The organism is Gordonia jacobaea (assembly GCF_965344965.1).
Taxonomy (GTDB): domain Bacteria; phylum Actinomycetota; class Actinomycetes; order Mycobacteriales; family Mycobacteriaceae; genus Gordonia; species Gordonia jacobaea.
The window spans coordinates 385,612-401,543 of sequence record NZ_CBDRLS010000002.1 but is presented as its reverse complement, the minus strand read 5'-3'; the positions used below and the strand labels follow the sequence as shown (position 1 = coordinate 401,543).

Annotated in this window: 13 protein-coding genes; 12 read left to right on the top strand and 1 reads right to left on the bottom strand. The window is 62.6% G+C overall.

The window, feature by feature from the left end; all coding sequences use genetic code 11:
* Positions 1-9: 9 nt before the first annotated feature.
* Positions 10-2,304, bottom strand: a complete 2,295-nt coding sequence (locus ACRVY7_RS07975; protein WP_431816660.1) for a hypothetical protein — start codon at positions 2,302-2,304, stop codon at positions 10-12.
* 237 nt (positions 2,305-2,541) lie between these two features.
* Here ACRVY7_RS07975 and ACRVY7_RS07970 point away from each other — a divergent pair, with 237 nt between their 5' ends.
* From ACRVY7_RS07970 to ACRVY7_RS07915, 12 genes are all read left to right on the top strand, one after another.
* A complete protein-coding gene (locus tag ACRVY7_RS07970; protein ID WP_431816659.1) occupies positions 2,542-3,030 on the top strand; it encodes an excalibur calcium-binding domain-containing protein in 489 nt (162 codons plus the stop codon).
* Between the two features lie 692 nt (positions 3,031-3,722).
* Positions 3,723-5,237, top strand: coding sequence for a sugar transferase (locus ACRVY7_RS07965; protein WP_431816658.1), 1,515 nt, complete (start codon positions 3,723-3,725; stop codon positions 5,235-5,237).
* A 178-nt stretch (positions 5,238-5,415) separates the two neighbouring features.
* A complete protein-coding gene (gmd, locus tag ACRVY7_RS07960; protein WP_431816657.1) occupies positions 5,416-6,438 on the top strand; it encodes a GDP-mannose 4,6-dehydratase in 1,023 nt (340 codons plus the stop codon).
* Positions 6,439-6,443: 5 nt separating this feature from the next.
* Entirely contained in the window at positions 6,444-7,409 is a 966-nt protein-coding gene (locus ACRVY7_RS07955; protein ID WP_431816656.1) for a GDP-L-fucose synthase family protein, read from the top strand.
* 2 nt (positions 7,410-7,411) lie between these two features.
* Positions 7,412-8,611, top strand: a complete 1,200-nt coding sequence (locus ACRVY7_RS07950; RefSeq protein ID WP_431816655.1) for a lipase family protein — start codon at positions 7,412-7,414, stop codon at positions 8,609-8,611.
* Between the two features lie 3 nt (positions 8,612-8,614).
* Positions 8,615-9,211, top strand: coding sequence for a DapH/DapD/GlmU-related protein (locus ACRVY7_RS07945; RefSeq protein WP_431816654.1), 597 nt, complete (start codon positions 8,615-8,617; stop codon positions 9,209-9,211).
* The gene (locus ACRVY7_RS07940) at positions 9,208-10,491 is read left to right on the top strand and encodes a glycosyltransferase family 4 protein (RefSeq protein WP_431816653.1); all 1,284 of its coding nucleotides are present in this window, start codon (positions 9,208-9,210) and stop codon (positions 10,489-10,491) included. The genes ACRVY7_RS07945 and ACRVY7_RS07940 overlap by 4 nt, the downstream gene beginning before the upstream one ends.
* Positions 10,482-11,747, top strand: coding sequence for a hypothetical protein (locus tag ACRVY7_RS07935; protein ID WP_431816652.1), 1,266 nt, complete (start codon positions 10,482-10,484; stop codon positions 11,745-11,747). Before ACRVY7_RS07940 ends, ACRVY7_RS07935 begins: the two co-directional genes overlap by 10 nt.
* A 5-nt stretch (positions 11,748-11,752) precedes the next feature.
* Entirely contained in the window at positions 11,753-12,538 is a 786-nt protein-coding gene (locus ACRVY7_RS07930) for a T-complex 10 C-terminal domain-containing protein (protein ID WP_431816651.1), read from the top strand.
* Positions 12,528-14,489, top strand: coding sequence for a hypothetical protein (locus tag ACRVY7_RS07925; RefSeq protein ID WP_431816650.1), 1,962 nt, complete (start codon positions 12,528-12,530; stop codon positions 14,487-14,489). The genes ACRVY7_RS07930 and ACRVY7_RS07925 overlap by 11 nt, the downstream gene beginning before the upstream one ends.
* Positions 14,486-15,238 carry an SGNH/GDSL hydrolase family protein gene (locus tag ACRVY7_RS07920; RefSeq protein WP_431816649.1) on the top strand — a complete coding sequence of 251 codons (753 nt, stop codon included), beginning with the start codon at positions 14,486-14,488 and terminating at the stop codon, positions 15,236-15,238. Before ACRVY7_RS07925 ends, ACRVY7_RS07920 begins: the two co-directional genes overlap by 4 nt.
* Entirely contained in the window at positions 15,235-15,930 is a 696-nt protein-coding gene (locus tag ACRVY7_RS07915; protein WP_431816648.1) for a YveK family protein, read from the top strand. Before ACRVY7_RS07920 ends, ACRVY7_RS07915 begins: the two co-directional genes overlap by 4 nt.
* Positions 15,931-15,932 lie beyond the last annotated feature (2 nt).

The window sequence follows — 15,932 nt, the reverse complement described above, 5'->3', positions numbered from 1 at the left end:
CCCGCAATGTTAGGCCCCAGGCGCAGGATCGAGCTTCTTGATCCAGACGTCCCACGTGATGTCCGACGTGTACGCCGAGTGCTGGTGGACCGCGTCGTGTGGATAGTCGTCGGGTGATGGATCGGGAAGCCAGGCCTCGACGGTCTGATCACCTTCTGTGACGAGGTAGCATCCGTCGGGGAGTTTTCGTGCAACGTCGGGTCCGTTGGGGATTTCTTGTGGAACAACGGATCCGTTGTCGTAGCGCTTCAGTTCGCCGCCCTCGGTGTAGCTGACCACGCCGTCGCCGATGTAGTCGGTGAAGCGGACGAGGTTGATCCATCTGCCGCCCAACGCGCGTCGGAGCGTCGCGTGGGTGTCATGGCTCAATGCCGCGGGAAATGCTCTGCCGTATGCCCACCCCAGTTGCGAGCCGTACGTCAACAGCGAGAGCCGTGTGCGTTCCGGGCCTTGCTCCCGTGTGATGCGGTACGCGAGGGCGTACATGATCATTGAGCCCTGGCTGTGCGCGGCCAAGATCAACCGCCGATGAGGTCTCGTGCTCAGGAATCGTTCCAGATCGCGAATCGCGCGCGGTGCGTACGCGGGTGGCACGAGTGGATGTGCCTCGCGGGGCCAGAAGGATGCGAGGTCCCACAGCACGCCCAGGGATCGGCCTGCCTTTCGTGGTTTCTGTGCGGCATTGAACATCGCGCGTAGAAGCAGCAGACCGACCAGACCGAGTGCGCCGATGCCGACCCACTGCAGACCTTCGCCGCGGCGGACAAGGCTGGTGCTGGCGGTGGCCACGATGCCTGCGATCATCGCGCAGAGAGCGAGTGTGCCAACGCAGACCGGGATGCGGAGCTTTGCGGAGGCCACGCCCCACCTGATGCGCTGGCCGAAGGAGCGTCGTGGCGACGTGTCGAGCAACTTGAGATCGGCCAGTTGTGGACCAGCAAGCTTCGCTCGTGCTCGACCGTCGACGACGACTACCCCGCCGAGAAACACGACGGTTCCCAGACCCCAGATGAGGACGGTGACTCCCCACATCCAGGCAGTGCTGGCGTACGAGTCGGGCAACGGCACCGGGTTCTCGTGATCGGGATTGTTGTGATCGATGACGAGCGCGGCCAGTCGGGTGAACCCGACGCCCAGCCCGACTCCCCACAGCACGCCGATCGCAGCGACGAGAGGAGCGTGTAGCCCGTTGAGCCAGGGCGTCGACGGCTTCTCGCGAGCACCCCACCACGTCTTCAGATTGTGCGGTAGCACCAGCGCGCCGACGGTCGCGAGAATGGCTGCGCCGACCAGCGCGGCGTCGAGCCAGAACAGCCAGGTGATGGCATCGCCGACGATGTGCTGTGGCTTCGCGGCGAAGTTTGTCACGACGAGAAGCGTCGACGATGCGACGACCCAGAGCGCCGCTGGCCACGACACGAATGCCTTCGTCCACGGTTCGGGCGTCGACGTCGCGCGAGGGTCGACGCATAGAGCTGTGGCCACGATGACCGCAGTGAGCATGGCGACGACGAGTCCCCAGATCACGCGCGGTACGGTGTGGTCGCCCAACACGATTGTGGCAGTGCAGATTCCGGCAACGGCGTGCGTGGTGATCAACACCGTTGCCCTGCCGTCCGATGGTGAGACGAACGCGTCGGTCGCAATCAGTGGAACCTCGGCGGGGCCGGTGGCCGGCGGCGATTCGTTGAAACGCGCTGGGTTCGTGGGCGCCGAACCCGTGGGCACGGAATCCGTGGGAACGGAGTCAGTGGGCGCCGAGTCAGTGGGCGCGTCCACGTCTTTGTCGTTGTCGCCGTACAGACTCACGAAGCCGCCGACGAGGAAGATTGCGACGAGGCAGCCGAGGACGGCCCAGTCGCGCCAGGCGCCGTCGTGCATCCGGCGAAACAACACGCCGTCGATCAGGAATGTCAACTGCGCAATCATCGTGACCGTCAGGGCAAGTCCGAGTAGTCGTAGCAGTGCGCGCAGCACGACGACGCAGCACTGTGCGATCGGATTGTCCTGTGCGGCTTTCGGATACATCCACCCCGCAACATTGACCAGCGCGAAGGGGCCGAAGAGTGCCCAGATTGCCTGTATGGCCATGCCGGAGGTCATGTTTCCCCACCGGTACGCCACACGGTTACGGCGGCGTCGGACGTGGGCTGGTCGTTCGGGATATGTCGTGAAGACGCCCTTGAATCCCTCGCCGGGGACTTCGACGACCCGCGCGCTGTCGAGGATGACCGCAGATTCGGTTCCGCTGACCCCGTGGGTCAGGAGCACGAACGGTTCGGGAGCCCGGTCATCGTCGGCCATGAAAGAGCATTGTCCCACCTCCCGCATGGCCGAGTATGTCGTTCGGAGGACGCGACTTTCCCGCGTGCATCGTTCTCGAGGTGAGTTCCGCGACAGGACCTTTCTGTCACGGACGGCAGCCGCAGGCAGTAGTTCGGGTGGCGTAGTCCGAACGGTCGAACCTCGCCATCGGACGCGTTGGCGGCCGTCGTGGGGCGCAGACTGTGCAGGCCTTATTGTCGATCACAGGCGGTGACCATGACCGGACGCTATCCCTATCAACCTGCTCCTACGGGGCAGGCGTCGAAGATCAGTCGCAAGGCGATTGTCGGGGGAGGCGTCGGGGCGCTGTTTCTCATGATGGCCAGTTGCGGTATCGGTGCGGCGCTCGGTGGTGGTGGCGACAGCACGCAGGCGGCACCGACCGTGACGTCGACGACGACGCTGACCGAGACCACCACGGCGGCGTCGAACGAGACTGTTTGGCGCACCACAACAGTCACGCCATCTCCGACGGAGACCACCACCGAGGTCGCCGATCAGACCGACGATTCGGCCAATACGCCGCGCGGACTGGTGGGTCCGCGGACCACGACGCCAACCGCGAACTCCGATTCCGGGGCCGGTAGCGCGTCCTACGGAAGCTGCTCGGCAGCGCGAGCGGCCGGCGCGGCTCCGTTATACGAGGGACAGCCGGGCTACTCGTCGAGTCTCGATCGTGACGGCGACGGGGTTGCCTGCGAGTAGATCGGCTAGCTAAAGATCTGCTTCCGATCATTTGTCCCGGCGGCTTGTTCGATCTCCGGCAATTCGGATTTCGAGCTGTGGGCTGCGAGTGCGCTGCCATAACGCCGAAAGGCTATGAAAGCGTGGAGGATTAGTCCGATCAGAGGACACTTACCTCTGGCGGCGCGCGCATGCCGGGCCCCACGAGGTGCCCTGGGGGGCGGGCACGGGTGACCCTGGGGGATTAATCTCGCGCTTGAATAACTCGATTTCGTTGTCGATTGACATATTATGGTTGACGATTGATGACAGTTTTCAACTGAATTGCGCCAGTATTCGGCGTGGCCAAGAACACATGTTGACAACGTTGAACGGCGCGATGAAACGAATCCGTACACAACGTCTCATGATTCTTAGTCGCGCGAATCGGATTCGATGGACGCTTATTCGCGTCGCCGCAGGGCTTCCGCATGATCTGAACTGCGGACTTTACCAAGCCTTGGGAAATCGACCTGCGTCACCGCCTGGGTGGAGCTTCGTTCGCCGTGTATATCAAACGTGTACATCTCACACCATGGCGTACGCGGCCCTGAACAGCACGCTTCGATAGCTGGTATGGTTCCTTTAACGCGGTACATCCGGGGGGTTGGTTTCCATGGGGGGAAACCAAAGTAGCGCGCAGTCCTTTTGGACGACAAAAGAACGCAGTTTCCGTGGGGGATACTTTGATTTCTTCAACCGGCCGAATAACGGTCGGTCGCGAATCGTGGCGGGGTGATTCAGCTACGATTCTGCGGCCGAACCGTTGGCATGATGCATACCTGCGAGGTGTGCGGGCATCTGATGTGTTCGTGGTAGTCGCGAGCACGATAGTCGGGCAACTTATCCGATTCGGCAGCCACCCGCTGGCGCCTGTCGGAAGGCTGCAAGTGCCGCTCGTGGCTGTCTCGATCGTGATGATCGTCGGGTGGCTGGTGGTTCTGAATGTCGCGCAGACGTACGACCGGCGTGTCATTGGATCCGGGGCCACAGAGTACGTGCGTGTGCTGCGGGCATGCTGCGCTTTCTTCGGTGGCCTTGCCGTGGTCGACCTGCTCTTCAACTTCTCGATCGCGCGTGGCTACCTCGCGGTGGTCTTTCCACTAGGAACCCTCGGGTTGCTGATGAGTCGACGAGTATGGCGAATGTGGTTGTCGCGCAGCAGAAGACGCGGCGAGAACCTGAGCCGGCTGGCAGTCGTCGGTGATATGGCGTCGGCGACGCCGCTGATTCAGCGAGTGATCCGAAATCCGGATCTGGGCTACCGAGTCGCAGGCATCTGTCTTCCACTGCACAACCTTGACGACGCGCCGAGCGAGATAGAGGTCGATGGCCGGAGCGTTCCGGTACTCGGCGGAATCGACGACGCGGCCGACATGGTTGTCTCGTCCGACATCGCTTCGGTTGCAGTCACATCGGCTGATGTTCTCGGGCACCGTGCGATGCGCGAACTGTCCTGGGAGCTAGAGGATTCGGACACCGAGTTGCTCCTGGCTCCGGCGTTGATCGATGTGGCCGGCCCGCGGTTGACGATGCGTCCGCAGGCGGGTCTGCCGCTGCTGCACGTCGACAAGCCGCGCTACCAGGGAGCCACCAAGCTGCTCAAGCAGACCTTCGATAAGGTGCTCTGCCTCATGATCCTGCTCGCGGCTTTGCCCGTGCTGGTGATCTGCGCGGTGGCGATCAAGCTCGACAACCCCGGACCGGTGTTCTATCGGGCTGAACGAATCGGTGTGAACAATCAGCCGTTCCGGATGTGGAAGTTTCGCTCGATGGTCGTTGGCGCGCACAACATGCGGGCAGCGTTGGCGAGTGCCGACGAGGGCAACGGAGTCTTGTTCAAGATGCGTGATGATCCTCGGGTCACCCGTGTCGGGGCGATACTGCGACGCTACAGCCTCGATGAACTACCCCAACTGTTCAATGTGCTCGGTGGAACGATGAGCCTGGTCGGGCCACGTCCGCCGCTGCGGCAAGAGGTCGAGACGTACGACCACGTCATCGTGCGACGAATGCTGGTGCGGCCGGGAATGACTGGTCTCTGGCAGGTGTCCGGGCGCAGTGATCTGTCGTGGGAGGAGTCGGTGCGACTCGACCTCTCCTACGTCGAGAACTGGACTCTGCTCGGCGACCTGATGATCCTGTGGCGCACCCTGCGAGCGGTCGTATCCAAGAGCGGTGCCTATTGAATCCAGCTGCCCTTGTCATACGCCTTCCACGTCGTTGAGGCCTGACGCCTTCGACCCTGCCAGCAACCGACGTCTTCGACGTTGCCACCAACTGACTCAACGCGGTTCCGCCTGACGCATCCCGCATCACGCAGTCGGCGGTGTCTGCACCCGATATCTCAGAGAGAAAGAACTTACGATGAAACGCGCACTGATCACCGGGATCACCGGACAGGACGGCTCATACCTAGCAGAGCTATTGCTGTCCAAAGGCTATGAGGTCCATGGCCTCATCCGCAGATCCTCGACTTTCAACACCAGCCGGATCGATCATCTGTATACCGATCCGCACGAGCCGGGCGCCAGGCTCTTCCTTCACTACGGTGACCTGTCCGACGGTGCTCGGCTGGTCACTCTGCTGACCACAATCAACCCCGACGAGGTGTACAACCTCGCGGCACAGTCGCACGTGCGGGTGAGCTTCGACGAGCCCGAGCACACCGCCGACACAACTGGAATCGGAACGGTCCGACTGCTCGAAGCTGTTCGGCAGACCGGTATTTCGTGCCGGTTCTACCAAGCATCGAGCTCGGAGATGTTCGGTGCCTCACCGCCGCCGCAGAACGAGAACACCCTGTTCTACCCGCGGTCGCCCTACGGTGCGGCAAAGGTGTACTCCTACTGGATCACTCGCAACTATCGCGAGGCATACGGCGTCTATGCGGTGAACGGAATTCTCTTCAATCATGAATCGCCCAGGCGTGGTGAGACTTTCGTAACCCGGAAGATCACACGTGCGGTCGCCCGGATCAAAGCGGGCGTGCAGGAGAACCTCTACATGGGCAACCTCGACGCCGTTCGGGACTGGGGATACGCGCCCGAGTATGTCGAAGGCATGTGGCGCATGCTGCAGGCTGATGAACCCAGTGACTATGTGCTGTCGACTGGCGTCGCTTACACCGTGCGTGACTTCTTGACCACTTCGTTCGAGCATGCAGGCCTCGACTGGGAGAAGCACGTTCGCTTCGACAACCGCTATCTCCGGCCGACCGAAGTCGATTCGCTCATCGGAGACGCAAGCCGCGCTCGTGATCTGCTCGGCTGGGAGGCGACGGTCGACGGTGCCGATCTGGCCCGAATCATGGTCGACGCCGATATCGCGGCGCTCGAATGCGAAGGCAAGTCCTGGATTGATACTCCCGCACTGGCGGATTGGAGCTGAGCACGATGACAACTTTTGAACCCGCACCCATTGACCGCTCGTCGCGGATCTACATCGCAGGCCACCGTGGTCTTGTCGGGTCGGCTCTCTGGCGTACCTTCGCCTCGTCGGGATTCACCGACCTGGTTGGGCGTACGCGCGCCGAACTCGACCTCTGTGACCGCGCCGCGACTGAAGAGTTCCTCGCTCAGACGAAGCCGGATGTCGTCATCTTGGCAGCGGCCAAAGTCGGCGGAATCGGTGCCAACAACTCGTTCCCGGCCGACTTCTTGACCGAGAACCTCAGAATTCAGACCAACGTGCTCGATGCCGCACTCGCGCAACGGGTTCCGCGACTGCTGTTCCTTGGCTCGTCGTGCATCTACCCCAAGTTCGCGGCGCAGCCGATCACGGAGGACGCGCTCCTCACGGGAGTTCTCGAACCGACCAACGACGCGTACGCGATCGCGAAGATTGCGGGCATCCTGCAGGTGCAGGCGGTCCGTCGCCAGTACGGCCTTTCGTGGATCTCGGCAATGCCCACCAACCTGTACGGGCCGGGTGACAACTTCTCGCCGGACAGCTCACACGTATTGCCCGCACTCATTCGTCGGTATGACGAGGCGCGCAGCAGTGGTGCGGACGTGGTGACCAACTGGGGATCGGGAACTCCGCGACGGGAGTTCCTCCACGTCGATGACATGGCGTCTGCCTGCCTGTACCTACTGGAGAACTTCGACGGACCGCAGCAGGTCAACGTCGGTACGGGAATCGACCACACCATCGCCGAGATCTCCAAGATGGTCGCCGACGCAGTTGGCTACTCCGGCGAAACCATCTGGGATGTCAGCAAGCCAGACGGCACGCCGCGCAAGCTTCTCGACGTCTCGACGCTGCGCGACCTCGGGTGGAGTCCGCGCGTGACACTCGCGGAAGGCATCGCCGAGACCGTGGACTGGTTCGCTGCGAACCGAGCAGGCGTTCGGGAGTGAAAATGGTTGTGCTACTTATTCTCTCACTCGGCAGCCTCGCGCTGGTCGCGTGCGAGACAGTGGTACCAGCGGAGGAGGCGGACGTCGTCGGCCCTCCGCCGATCCCGACGAGCGTCGTTGCATTGTCTGAGGATGTCCTCGAGGCACGTGGCACCATCGTCACGAGTGAGTCGTGGGAAACCTCAAATGATATTGCACGCGTCGCTTCACGTTCGGTGCGCGCCACCTACCGTTCGGTCGACGCTGTTGCGGGGACCACTACTCAGGTGACGGGCGCGTTCTTTCTACCGCGTGGTGAGGTTCCAACAGGCGGGTGGCCGGTCGTGTCGTTCGCTCACGGCACCACCGGTCTGGCCAATGGTTGTGGGCCGACGCAGCTTTCGGATCTTGCGGGACTCGGAAGCACCGTCGTAGGGCTGCTCGGAATGGGCTATGCGGTGGCGATGACCGACTACGCCGGTCTCGGACCCGACGGCGTCCACCAGTATCTCGAGCCGACGTCGGCGGCGTACAACGTCACTGATGCCGTGCGTGCGTTGCGCGCCATCTGGCCCACGGTGTCGGATCGCTGGCTGGCCTTTGGTCCGTCCCAGGGCGGCCAGGCGGTGTGGGCAGCTGACGAACTTGCTGCAACCTACGGTTCCGGCCTGAATCTAGTCGGTGCTGTTGCGATGGAACCCGCCGCCGACATCACCCGGCTCGTAGATCTTGCCGACTCGAATGCGATGTCGAGTGAGCAGCGGGCCATCTACCCGATGGTGATCGAGGGAGTCCACCGGGCCGATCCGTCGGTGCCACGGTCGGACTATCTGGGCGAGGCGGCTGTGTCGCACATCGACGGCCTCGTCGGGTGTGACAAGGATGCGCGCAGAAAGGCGACGGCAGGCATTTCGTCGTCGGATCTGCGGCCGGTTTCGACACAGGCAGCCGATCGCCTTCGCGATTACCTTCGCAGAACCGCGCTGCCACAAAAACCGCTCACCGCACCGCTTCTCGTGGTGAACGGCCTCAATGATCAGACAATCTTGCCGTCGTGGGTGAGGGCGGCGACGCAGCGGCAATGCGACGCGGGCGGCCGCGTTGTTCACTACGAGATCCCTGGTGTCGGACATGCGGATCTGACACCCAACAAAGACGTCACCAACTGGATCGCGCAGCGCTTTCTCACCGATGCTGCGCCGTCGAACTGTAGAACGGAGTAAGGCATGCACGGCGACACAACACTGGTGCGCGAGCCGCGCGGAGCGTCGGATATTCGTGATTTCGTGCTGAGCGAGTTCACGGGTGTCGGTTACGACAAGGGCAGATCGCTGCCGGTTCAGTGCCTGTGGCTCTTCGCGAGAAGCATCATCAGCCAATGGTGGGTGCCCAACAAGGTGCGCATCGCGGTGATGCGGATGTTCGGGGCGCGTATCGGCGATCGCGTGCTGATCAGGCATGGGGTACGGGTGCACTGGCCATGGAAGCTCGAGGTCGGCGACGACACGTGGATCGGGGAGGGTGCGTGGATCCTGAATCTCGAACCGGTGCGCATCGGTTCGAACACGTGCATCTCGCAGGACGTCGTGCTCTGTACCGGAAGCCACGATTCACGTTCGCGCAGCTTCGAATTCGACAACGCGCCAGTCATCGTGGGTGACGGCGTGTGGATTGCTCTGCGCGCCACAGTGTTACGGGGAGTCACGGTGGGCGACCGGGCGGTAGTCGGAGCAACGGCACTCGTCGTGACCGACGTCAAACCAGGTGCGACGGTTCTGGCGCCGTTGGCCGTCGAGGCCAATTCCAACGAGGTGACGGCATGAGGATTCTGATCATCGGGCTCAACTACGCGCCGGAGGTGACCGGAATTGCTCCCTACACAACGGGTCTCGCCGAGGGGTTGTGCGAGCGCGGACACTCAGTGACCGTGCTCACCGGCATGCCTCACTACCCGGAGTGGAAGGTCGACGACGAGTACTCCGACTCCGACGGTGTGTTGGAGGTCAGGAATGGCGTGCGCGTGCGTCGGTTCCCGCACTTTGTACCGCGCGGTGGGTCGATGGCGAACCGGGTACGCATGGAGGTCAGCTTCGGACGACGCGTGGCGTCGGCGCACTGGGGTGATCCCGATGTGGTGATCACCGTCAGCCCTGCGCTGGTCGCGGCGTCGATGATCGTGACCCGCGCCAAGGCCGAGGGTGTACCCGTCGGTGTCATCGTGCAGGACCTCTACGGGCTCGGGCTGCAGGAGACGTCATCGGGAGGTGGTCTTTCTGCTCGTGCCGCAATGGGATTCGAGACCAAGGTGCTCGCTCAGGCCGACGGTGTGAGCGTCATTCACGATCACTTCCGCGATTCTGTTGTGGACATGGGTGTGCCGCCCGGCAAGATCACCACGATCCGCAACTGGTCGCACCTACAGGCCTGGGCACGCCCAACCAGTGCCCAGATCGACGCCACGCGGACCACGTACGGGTGGACCGACCGCGAGATCATCGTGCTGCACACCGGAAACATGGGCCTGAAACAGGGCTTGCTCAACGTTGTGGACGCTGCTCGGTACGCCGACGAGACCGACGCGGATGTGCGTTTCGTACTCGTGGGTGACGGCAACCAGCGGGCCGAACTCGAGCGCGCAGCGAAGGGCACCACGCGGATACAATTCGTGCGTCCGCTTCCAGGCGACGAGTTCACCGAGATTCTCTCGGCAGCTGACCTTTTGCTGGTGAATGAGCTGCCGGGTGTCAGCGGAATGGCTGTGCCGAGCAAGCTGACGTCGTACTTCACAGCTGGTCGTCCGGTACTCGGTGCCGTCGACGCATCCGGTGTCACCGCGTCGGAGATTCGTGCGTCGGGTGCCGGTGTCATCGTGCCGGCCGGTGATCCTCGCCAGTTGGTCACCGATGCACTCGAACTCGGCTCCGATTTGGAGCGTTGTGAGGCCCTCGCGGCACTCGGACCGATCTACGCAACATCGGTACTCGGCCGCGACGAAGCGGTCAGCAGGTACGAAAGCTGGTGTGCGGAACTCGCAACCGGCGACACCGCGCGCACCGCAGGGGCCACCGATAACGAGCTGACATTGGCGGCGCAATGGCAATGAAGCGAGTCAGTGGACTCGACGCGCTCTCTGCGGGTACCGGAGTGTGGGTGCTCGCCGGACCAGTAGCAGCGGCCGATGACGCAGGAATCGTTCGTGGGCTGCAGCGTCTTGTCGACAGTGATACGGATCAGCGGGTCGGGCTCGTTCCCGACCGCGCGTCGATGTGCTGGTTTGACGAGCAGACTATCGATGATCGGTATCTGTTGTCGCAGAAGCATATCGACGCGTCTGATCCGGTCCTCACGCTGACTCAGGCGATGAGCGAAGTGCCGGTGCTGGGGGTGCAGGCCGACGCTGCGGGACACCACCTTCTCGTCGCTTTCAATCACGGCATCGGAGATGCCAAGGTGATGGCCGAGGTGGTCGCTGAGCTCTCGCGGTCAGACGAGGAAAGTGAACTGGCCGCGACGCCGCTGCAAGTGGCGACGCCACGTCCACTGCGGCTGGCGCACAAGGCTGCGCTGCGTGCTGCGCCGGGCGCATTCATGACGGCGCTCGCATGTGTCGGCGCGCGTCTCGGGCGTGAGTTCGTCGGCGGCGCATATCGGCGGGTCGCCGGCGCGAGAGGTAGCCGACCAACTGAGGAGCTTGCAGCGACAAAGATGACAGTGTGCTACGTGCGCAGCAAGCCGTCGTTCCTGGGTGAACTCGCGCAGTGGCGCGCCGCACATGCGCCCGACACTTCGACGAATTCGATTCTGTTTCATCGAATCTGGCACGGCATCCGCGAAGTCGGTCTCGACCCGATTGATGAGGTCGAGCTCCTCGTCGACCTTCGTCGGCATCTGCCCAAGGGCGCAGATTCGTATGCGAACCTCGCCGCGGTCTCTTCCGTTCACATTGCGGCCGACATGACGCCGGCAGAGTTCGGCAGTCGCGTTGCCGATGAGATGGTCTCGCTGAGGCCATTGATCCGTGCAGGTCTGGCATCACTGGCACGCAACGCGCGCAACGGAACTCGCCTACATCAACTGTGCGCGCCCGACATGCCCGTGCGCCCACAACTGACGATCTCCGACATCAGCCGTGCGCCCGGCATCAGCAAGATCGCTTGGCGCACCGACGCGTCGAAGGGTGCAGATGTCCAGCGGACGTTTGCCGTAGCGCTTCAGCCGGGAAGCGCAGAGCGGATCTCGTTGGGGCTGTGCACCATCGATGGCATCGTGCATGCGACCGCGACGTTCTCGCCCGATGTCGTCTCGCCGGAGGCCGTCGAACGCGGCGTCTCCCTGGCACTGAACCTGGGACGGTGGTGAGAGGGATGCTCGCACCGGATCGCTCTACGCGCAGGGTCTCACGTGGATTTGTCGCCAAGATCGCGCTCGTCGTTGTGGCGACGGTTGTCGTTGCCTTTGCGCTCTACTGGGGTTTCGTCCGCGACAGCACACCGTCGGATCAACAGGGCATCCGTGTCGAGTCGTCCTTCACGGGAATGCCGAACGGTCCAGCGCCCCAGAAGTTCGACACCGGTGAGCCTGCGATGACAACGAATAGTTCGTCCGTTCCGGCAGATCAACTGCGTGTGGTCGATCACTCGTTGACGTTCACACCCACGTCGGCTGAGCGCACGGCCGGTTACTTCAGCACACCGAACATGCAGGCACCCGTCACCGCGCTTGGAGCCGACTTTGTCTTCCGACCCGGGGATAGCTCCGATGGTGCAGTCGCCTTTGTTATTTCGCGTAACGTCACGCGTACCGCGCCCTTCCTCGTGTCGCCTTTCCCGATGCATCTGGTGCTCACTTCAGTGAACTGGAACGTCTCAGTCAAGAACGGCGACGTCGGTTCGCCACTGGAGGTGATTCACGCTGAGTCGTATCGACATCCGCTGAAGGCCGATGGGTCGACCGTGTACTCGGTGCGTGTGCACATCGACGGCAGCAGGATGACCATCGAGCTGCCGGACGGGACCAAGAAGGTGCTCAACGATGCACGAATCAGCCAGTGGCGCGGGCAGTTCGCGACCTTCGAGGTGTACGCGAACCAGGGCGCGACCGCAGCCAATGGAGGCTTCCGGAAGATCTGGGCTGAGTCGGGTGAGCACTGATATGACTCAGGAGTTCACGGCCGTCGACGAACAGCGCGCCTGGCAGATCACGGCTCGACGAGCTGTGTGGGCGAGCGCGGTTATTGCCGTGCTCGGCTGTGCTGCTGCGTTTCTCGGCGGCTCCGAGCAGCCGAGTGTTGCGCTGCTGGCCTTGGCCGCTGTGCTCCTCGTCTGGCCGGCCGCCGTTGTCTCGTGGAGCCTTGAAGTCGGGGCGCGCTCACGCGCCCAGGTGGTGGCCCTCGTATCGGTCGTGCTTCTCGTGGCGTGCGCGAGCATCACCGGGATGGTCTTCGGTGGAATCACCGCAGTGGCTATGGGTTTGGCGGTTGCCGCCTTCGGACTCGCCGCAGGAGTGTTGCTGACGTGCGTTCCGTGGCGCGATCCGCAGCGGGCAGAGCAGGTTCAGACAGCGCCGGTGCGCGTTGTAGTGCCACGCGCCGCCGGTGATAGCGGCGCGGCGTATCTCGGAGTGCTCTCGGCGGCGGTGCTGATCGTATTCATCCCCGCCGCCATCATCGCCACCACCGACAACGAATCGGGGCGGTTGTGGCTTTGGTCGATGGTCATCATCGCCATCTCCGGCTGGCGACTCGCGTGGTTGATTCGACGCGGCGACAGGCGCCTCTACGAGATGACCTTCTGGGTTTTCACCTACACGTTCATGGGGTTGGCGGCGCTGGCGCAGATCCGCGAACACAGTTGGCCTGTCACAATTTTGCGGAGTGACTGGACCCTGGTGCCCGCGGCTGCGCTGGTGGTGATCGTCGGTTGTCTCGCCTTCCTCGTCGGTGCCTATCTGTCTGCGCGGCTGGATCGCTTCCGCACCTGGGAGCAGCTTGCCCCGACGGGAGAGCGCCTGGTCACCATCTCGTACCGTAAGCTGCTGGCCCTCACGGTGTTCACGGTGCTGTTCAATGTCTACTACCTGTCCAAGGTGGGAATCATCCAGTTCACGCAAAGTCGCGAGCAGGCGTTCACCGCGTACGACGTGGTGTGGCGGCCGGGTTCACTCGGCATCCTCGTGCGTGCATGCACGTTTATGAGTCTGCTGGTGACGTGGTTGGCGTGGATGCGGTTTCGTAAGGAGATGAGCGCTGCCGCAGAGGCGGGTGTGGCATACACCAAGTCGCAGAAGATGATTGCGGTCTGCTGTGCGTGGGGCATCGGAGTCTTGTTGCTCAACAGCATGAATCCGATCTCCAACGCGCGCTATCTCTCGGGAACGGCGATGCTGGCGGCGACAGTTGCGTTCGGATGGTTTGCCACCAAGGCGAGATATCGAACCATGGTGATGGGCTTCGTGCTGGCGCTGGTGGTGGTGTTCCCGCTCGCCGACGCTTTCCGCTACTCGGACTCCGCTGAGGTGAAGAGCAGCAACCCGCTGCAGTCGCTGATGTCGCCCGACTACGACTCGTTCGGGCAGATCACCAACGGAATCCTGATTGCCAACCGCGACGGAACTGCCTTCGGCAGGCAGATGCTCGGCGTGTTCTTCTGGTGGGTGCCGAGAACGCTATGGGACGACAAGCCCAAAGATACGGGCATCTTCATCGCGAATGGCCGTGGTTACAAGATGACGAATCTGTCTGCGCCATTGTGGATCGAGCTGTTCCTCAACGGCGGCTGGGTGGTCATGGTGCTCGGCATGGCGCTGATCGGCTTCTACCTCTATCGGTGGGACAGCCGTATCGAAGCGCAGATGCGTGTTGCGCAGATGCCCGGCGTTCTGGGGTCGGTGTTGCCGTTCTACCTCCTGATCCTGATGCGCGGCTCGATGTTGCAGGCAATGTCGTACCTGATGTTCATCTTGGTCTTCGCGGCCATGGTGCGACGCTCTCCACCGAATGTTGGTGGTCCGATGAACAAGAGATGGTTGCCTCGGTCGATGTCGTATTCGACTGAGCCCCAGCATGCTCCGTCGACGACGAGGCAGAAGGAGATCGTGGGATGAGCGGGATCAGATTGGCCTACATCGCTCTCGGGGTCGTGGCTGTGCTCACCGTCGTCGTGTGTGTTGCGGCCCTCCTGCGCGACGACGCACCCGATGCGCCGGCACAGCGTGAATCGGCATTAGTTGGTGCACGCCCCACCGCGCCCACGCTGCTGGTGATAGGCGACAGCTTCGCCGGTGGTACCGGAGACCCGCAGATCACGGCGTACCCGGAGCTACTCGGTTCGGCCCTGGGATATCACGCAGTCGTAGATGCTCAGGGTGGTACAGGTTTCCTCAACGACGGCAACAACTTCAAGGCACCTGGGAAGCCGAAGACCCAGCGAGCGATCGATCGTCTCGATCACGACGCTGACACGTTCCTTGTCGACAATATCGTGGTCGATCTCGGACGCAACGACCTCGGTTCGGATCCATCAGCAGTGAAACCCTATGTCGTGTCCTATTTTTCGAAGCTGCGGGAGATCTGGCCGACTCAAAAGCTGGCGATCGTGGTGCCGACTTACGTCACCACCAAAGTCGAGGACACGGTTGTTGCGATGCGTTCGTTGTTCTACGAGATTGCCGGCAAGTACCAAGCCATAGTCGTTGATCCAGTGACACGTGGCTGGTACCGAGACCAACCACTCGGACCGCTGCTCTGGAACGATCACGTGCACTTCTCGCAGAAGGGCAACGACTTCTACGCAGCCAAGATCGCGAAGTCGATGCTGGCTCAGGGCTTCACGCCGTTCAAGGAGGATCGATGAACGACTATCGTGCGCTGCTCGCGCTTGTGCGGCCGTACTGGCTGGTCGTCGTGGCAGGCGTCATGCTCGGCGTGTTGGTCGGCGGGTCAGTCGCGCTGCTCATGCCCGCCGACTTCACCACCCACAGCAGGGTGTTCATCGCAACGCCCAACTGGAACGACTCGACTGCCGACGCTCAGCCCGGTACCGAGGACACCCAGACCTCCTACGGTGACGAGTTCACCCAGCAGAGGATGTCGAGCTACCTCGAGGTACTCACAAGCCCGCTTGTGCTACAGCCGGTTGCGAACAAACTCGGCGTTCCCGTGTCGGATCTGCAGGGCCGCGTCACGGGCAGGTTGGTCCCAGACACGGTGATCGTCGAGATCACCGCGCACGGATCATCACCGGCCGAGGCGATGCAAATAGCCAATGCCGTCGCCGCGCAGTACACCGACACCGTCGCAAAGATAGAGAAACCATCTTTCCGCAAGGCGTCTCCGGTGCAGCCGATCGTCATCTCACCGGCCGTGGAGCCTAGCGCGTCGACGACGCCGGATGTGGGTGTCTACCTGATCTGTGGTGCGGTAAGCGGCTTCCTCATCGGGCTGGCGGGCGCCGCTGCCCTCGGGACGCGGAGGACGACGAAGTCCTCGAACACCCCCGAGCGCACCAATACTGAACCTTCGGAGAACGAGAAAGTAACGGTCTGACA

Bases quoted from the DNA above. Each gene is read 5' to 3' on its own strand.
- ACRVY7_RS07935 (WP_431816652.1), top strand. From the start codon at position 10,482: ATGGCAATGAAGCGAGTCAGTGGACTCGACGCGCTCTCTGCGGGTACC.
- ACRVY7_RS07955 (WP_431816656.1), top strand. From the start codon at position 6,444: ATGACAACTTTTGAACCCGCACCCATTGACCGCTCGTCGCGGATCTAC.
- ACRVY7_RS07975 (WP_431816660.1), bottom strand. From the start codon at position 2,304: ATGGCCGACGATGACCGGGCTCCCGAACCGTTCGTGCTCCTGACCCAC.
- ACRVY7_RS07930 (WP_431816651.1), top strand. From the start codon at position 11,753: ATGCTCGCACCGGATCGCTCTACGCGCAGGGTCTCACGTGGATTTGTC.
- ACRVY7_RS07950 (WP_431816655.1), top strand. From the start codon at position 7,412: ATGGTTGTGCTACTTATTCTCTCACTCGGCAGCCTCGCGCTGGTCGCG.
- gmd (WP_431816657.1), top strand. From the start codon at position 5,416: ATGAAACGCGCACTGATCACCGGGATCACCGGACAGGACGGCTCATAC.
- ACRVY7_RS07920 (WP_431816649.1), top strand. From the start codon at position 14,486: ATGAGCGGGATCAGATTGGCCTACATCGCTCTCGGGGTCGTGGCTGTG.
- ACRVY7_RS07940 (WP_431816653.1), top strand. From the start codon at position 9,208: ATGAGGATTCTGATCATCGGGCTCAACTACGCGCCGGAGGTGACCGGA.
- ACRVY7_RS07915 (WP_431816648.1), top strand. From the start codon at position 15,235: ATGAACGACTATCGTGCGCTGCTCGCGCTTGTGCGGCCGTACTGGCTG.
- ACRVY7_RS07945 (WP_431816654.1), top strand. From the start codon at position 8,615: ATGCACGGCGACACAACACTGGTGCGCGAGCCGCGCGGAGCGTCGGAT.
- ACRVY7_RS07970 (WP_431816659.1), top strand. From the start codon at position 2,542: ATGACCGGACGCTATCCCTATCAACCTGCTCCTACGGGGCAGGCGTCG.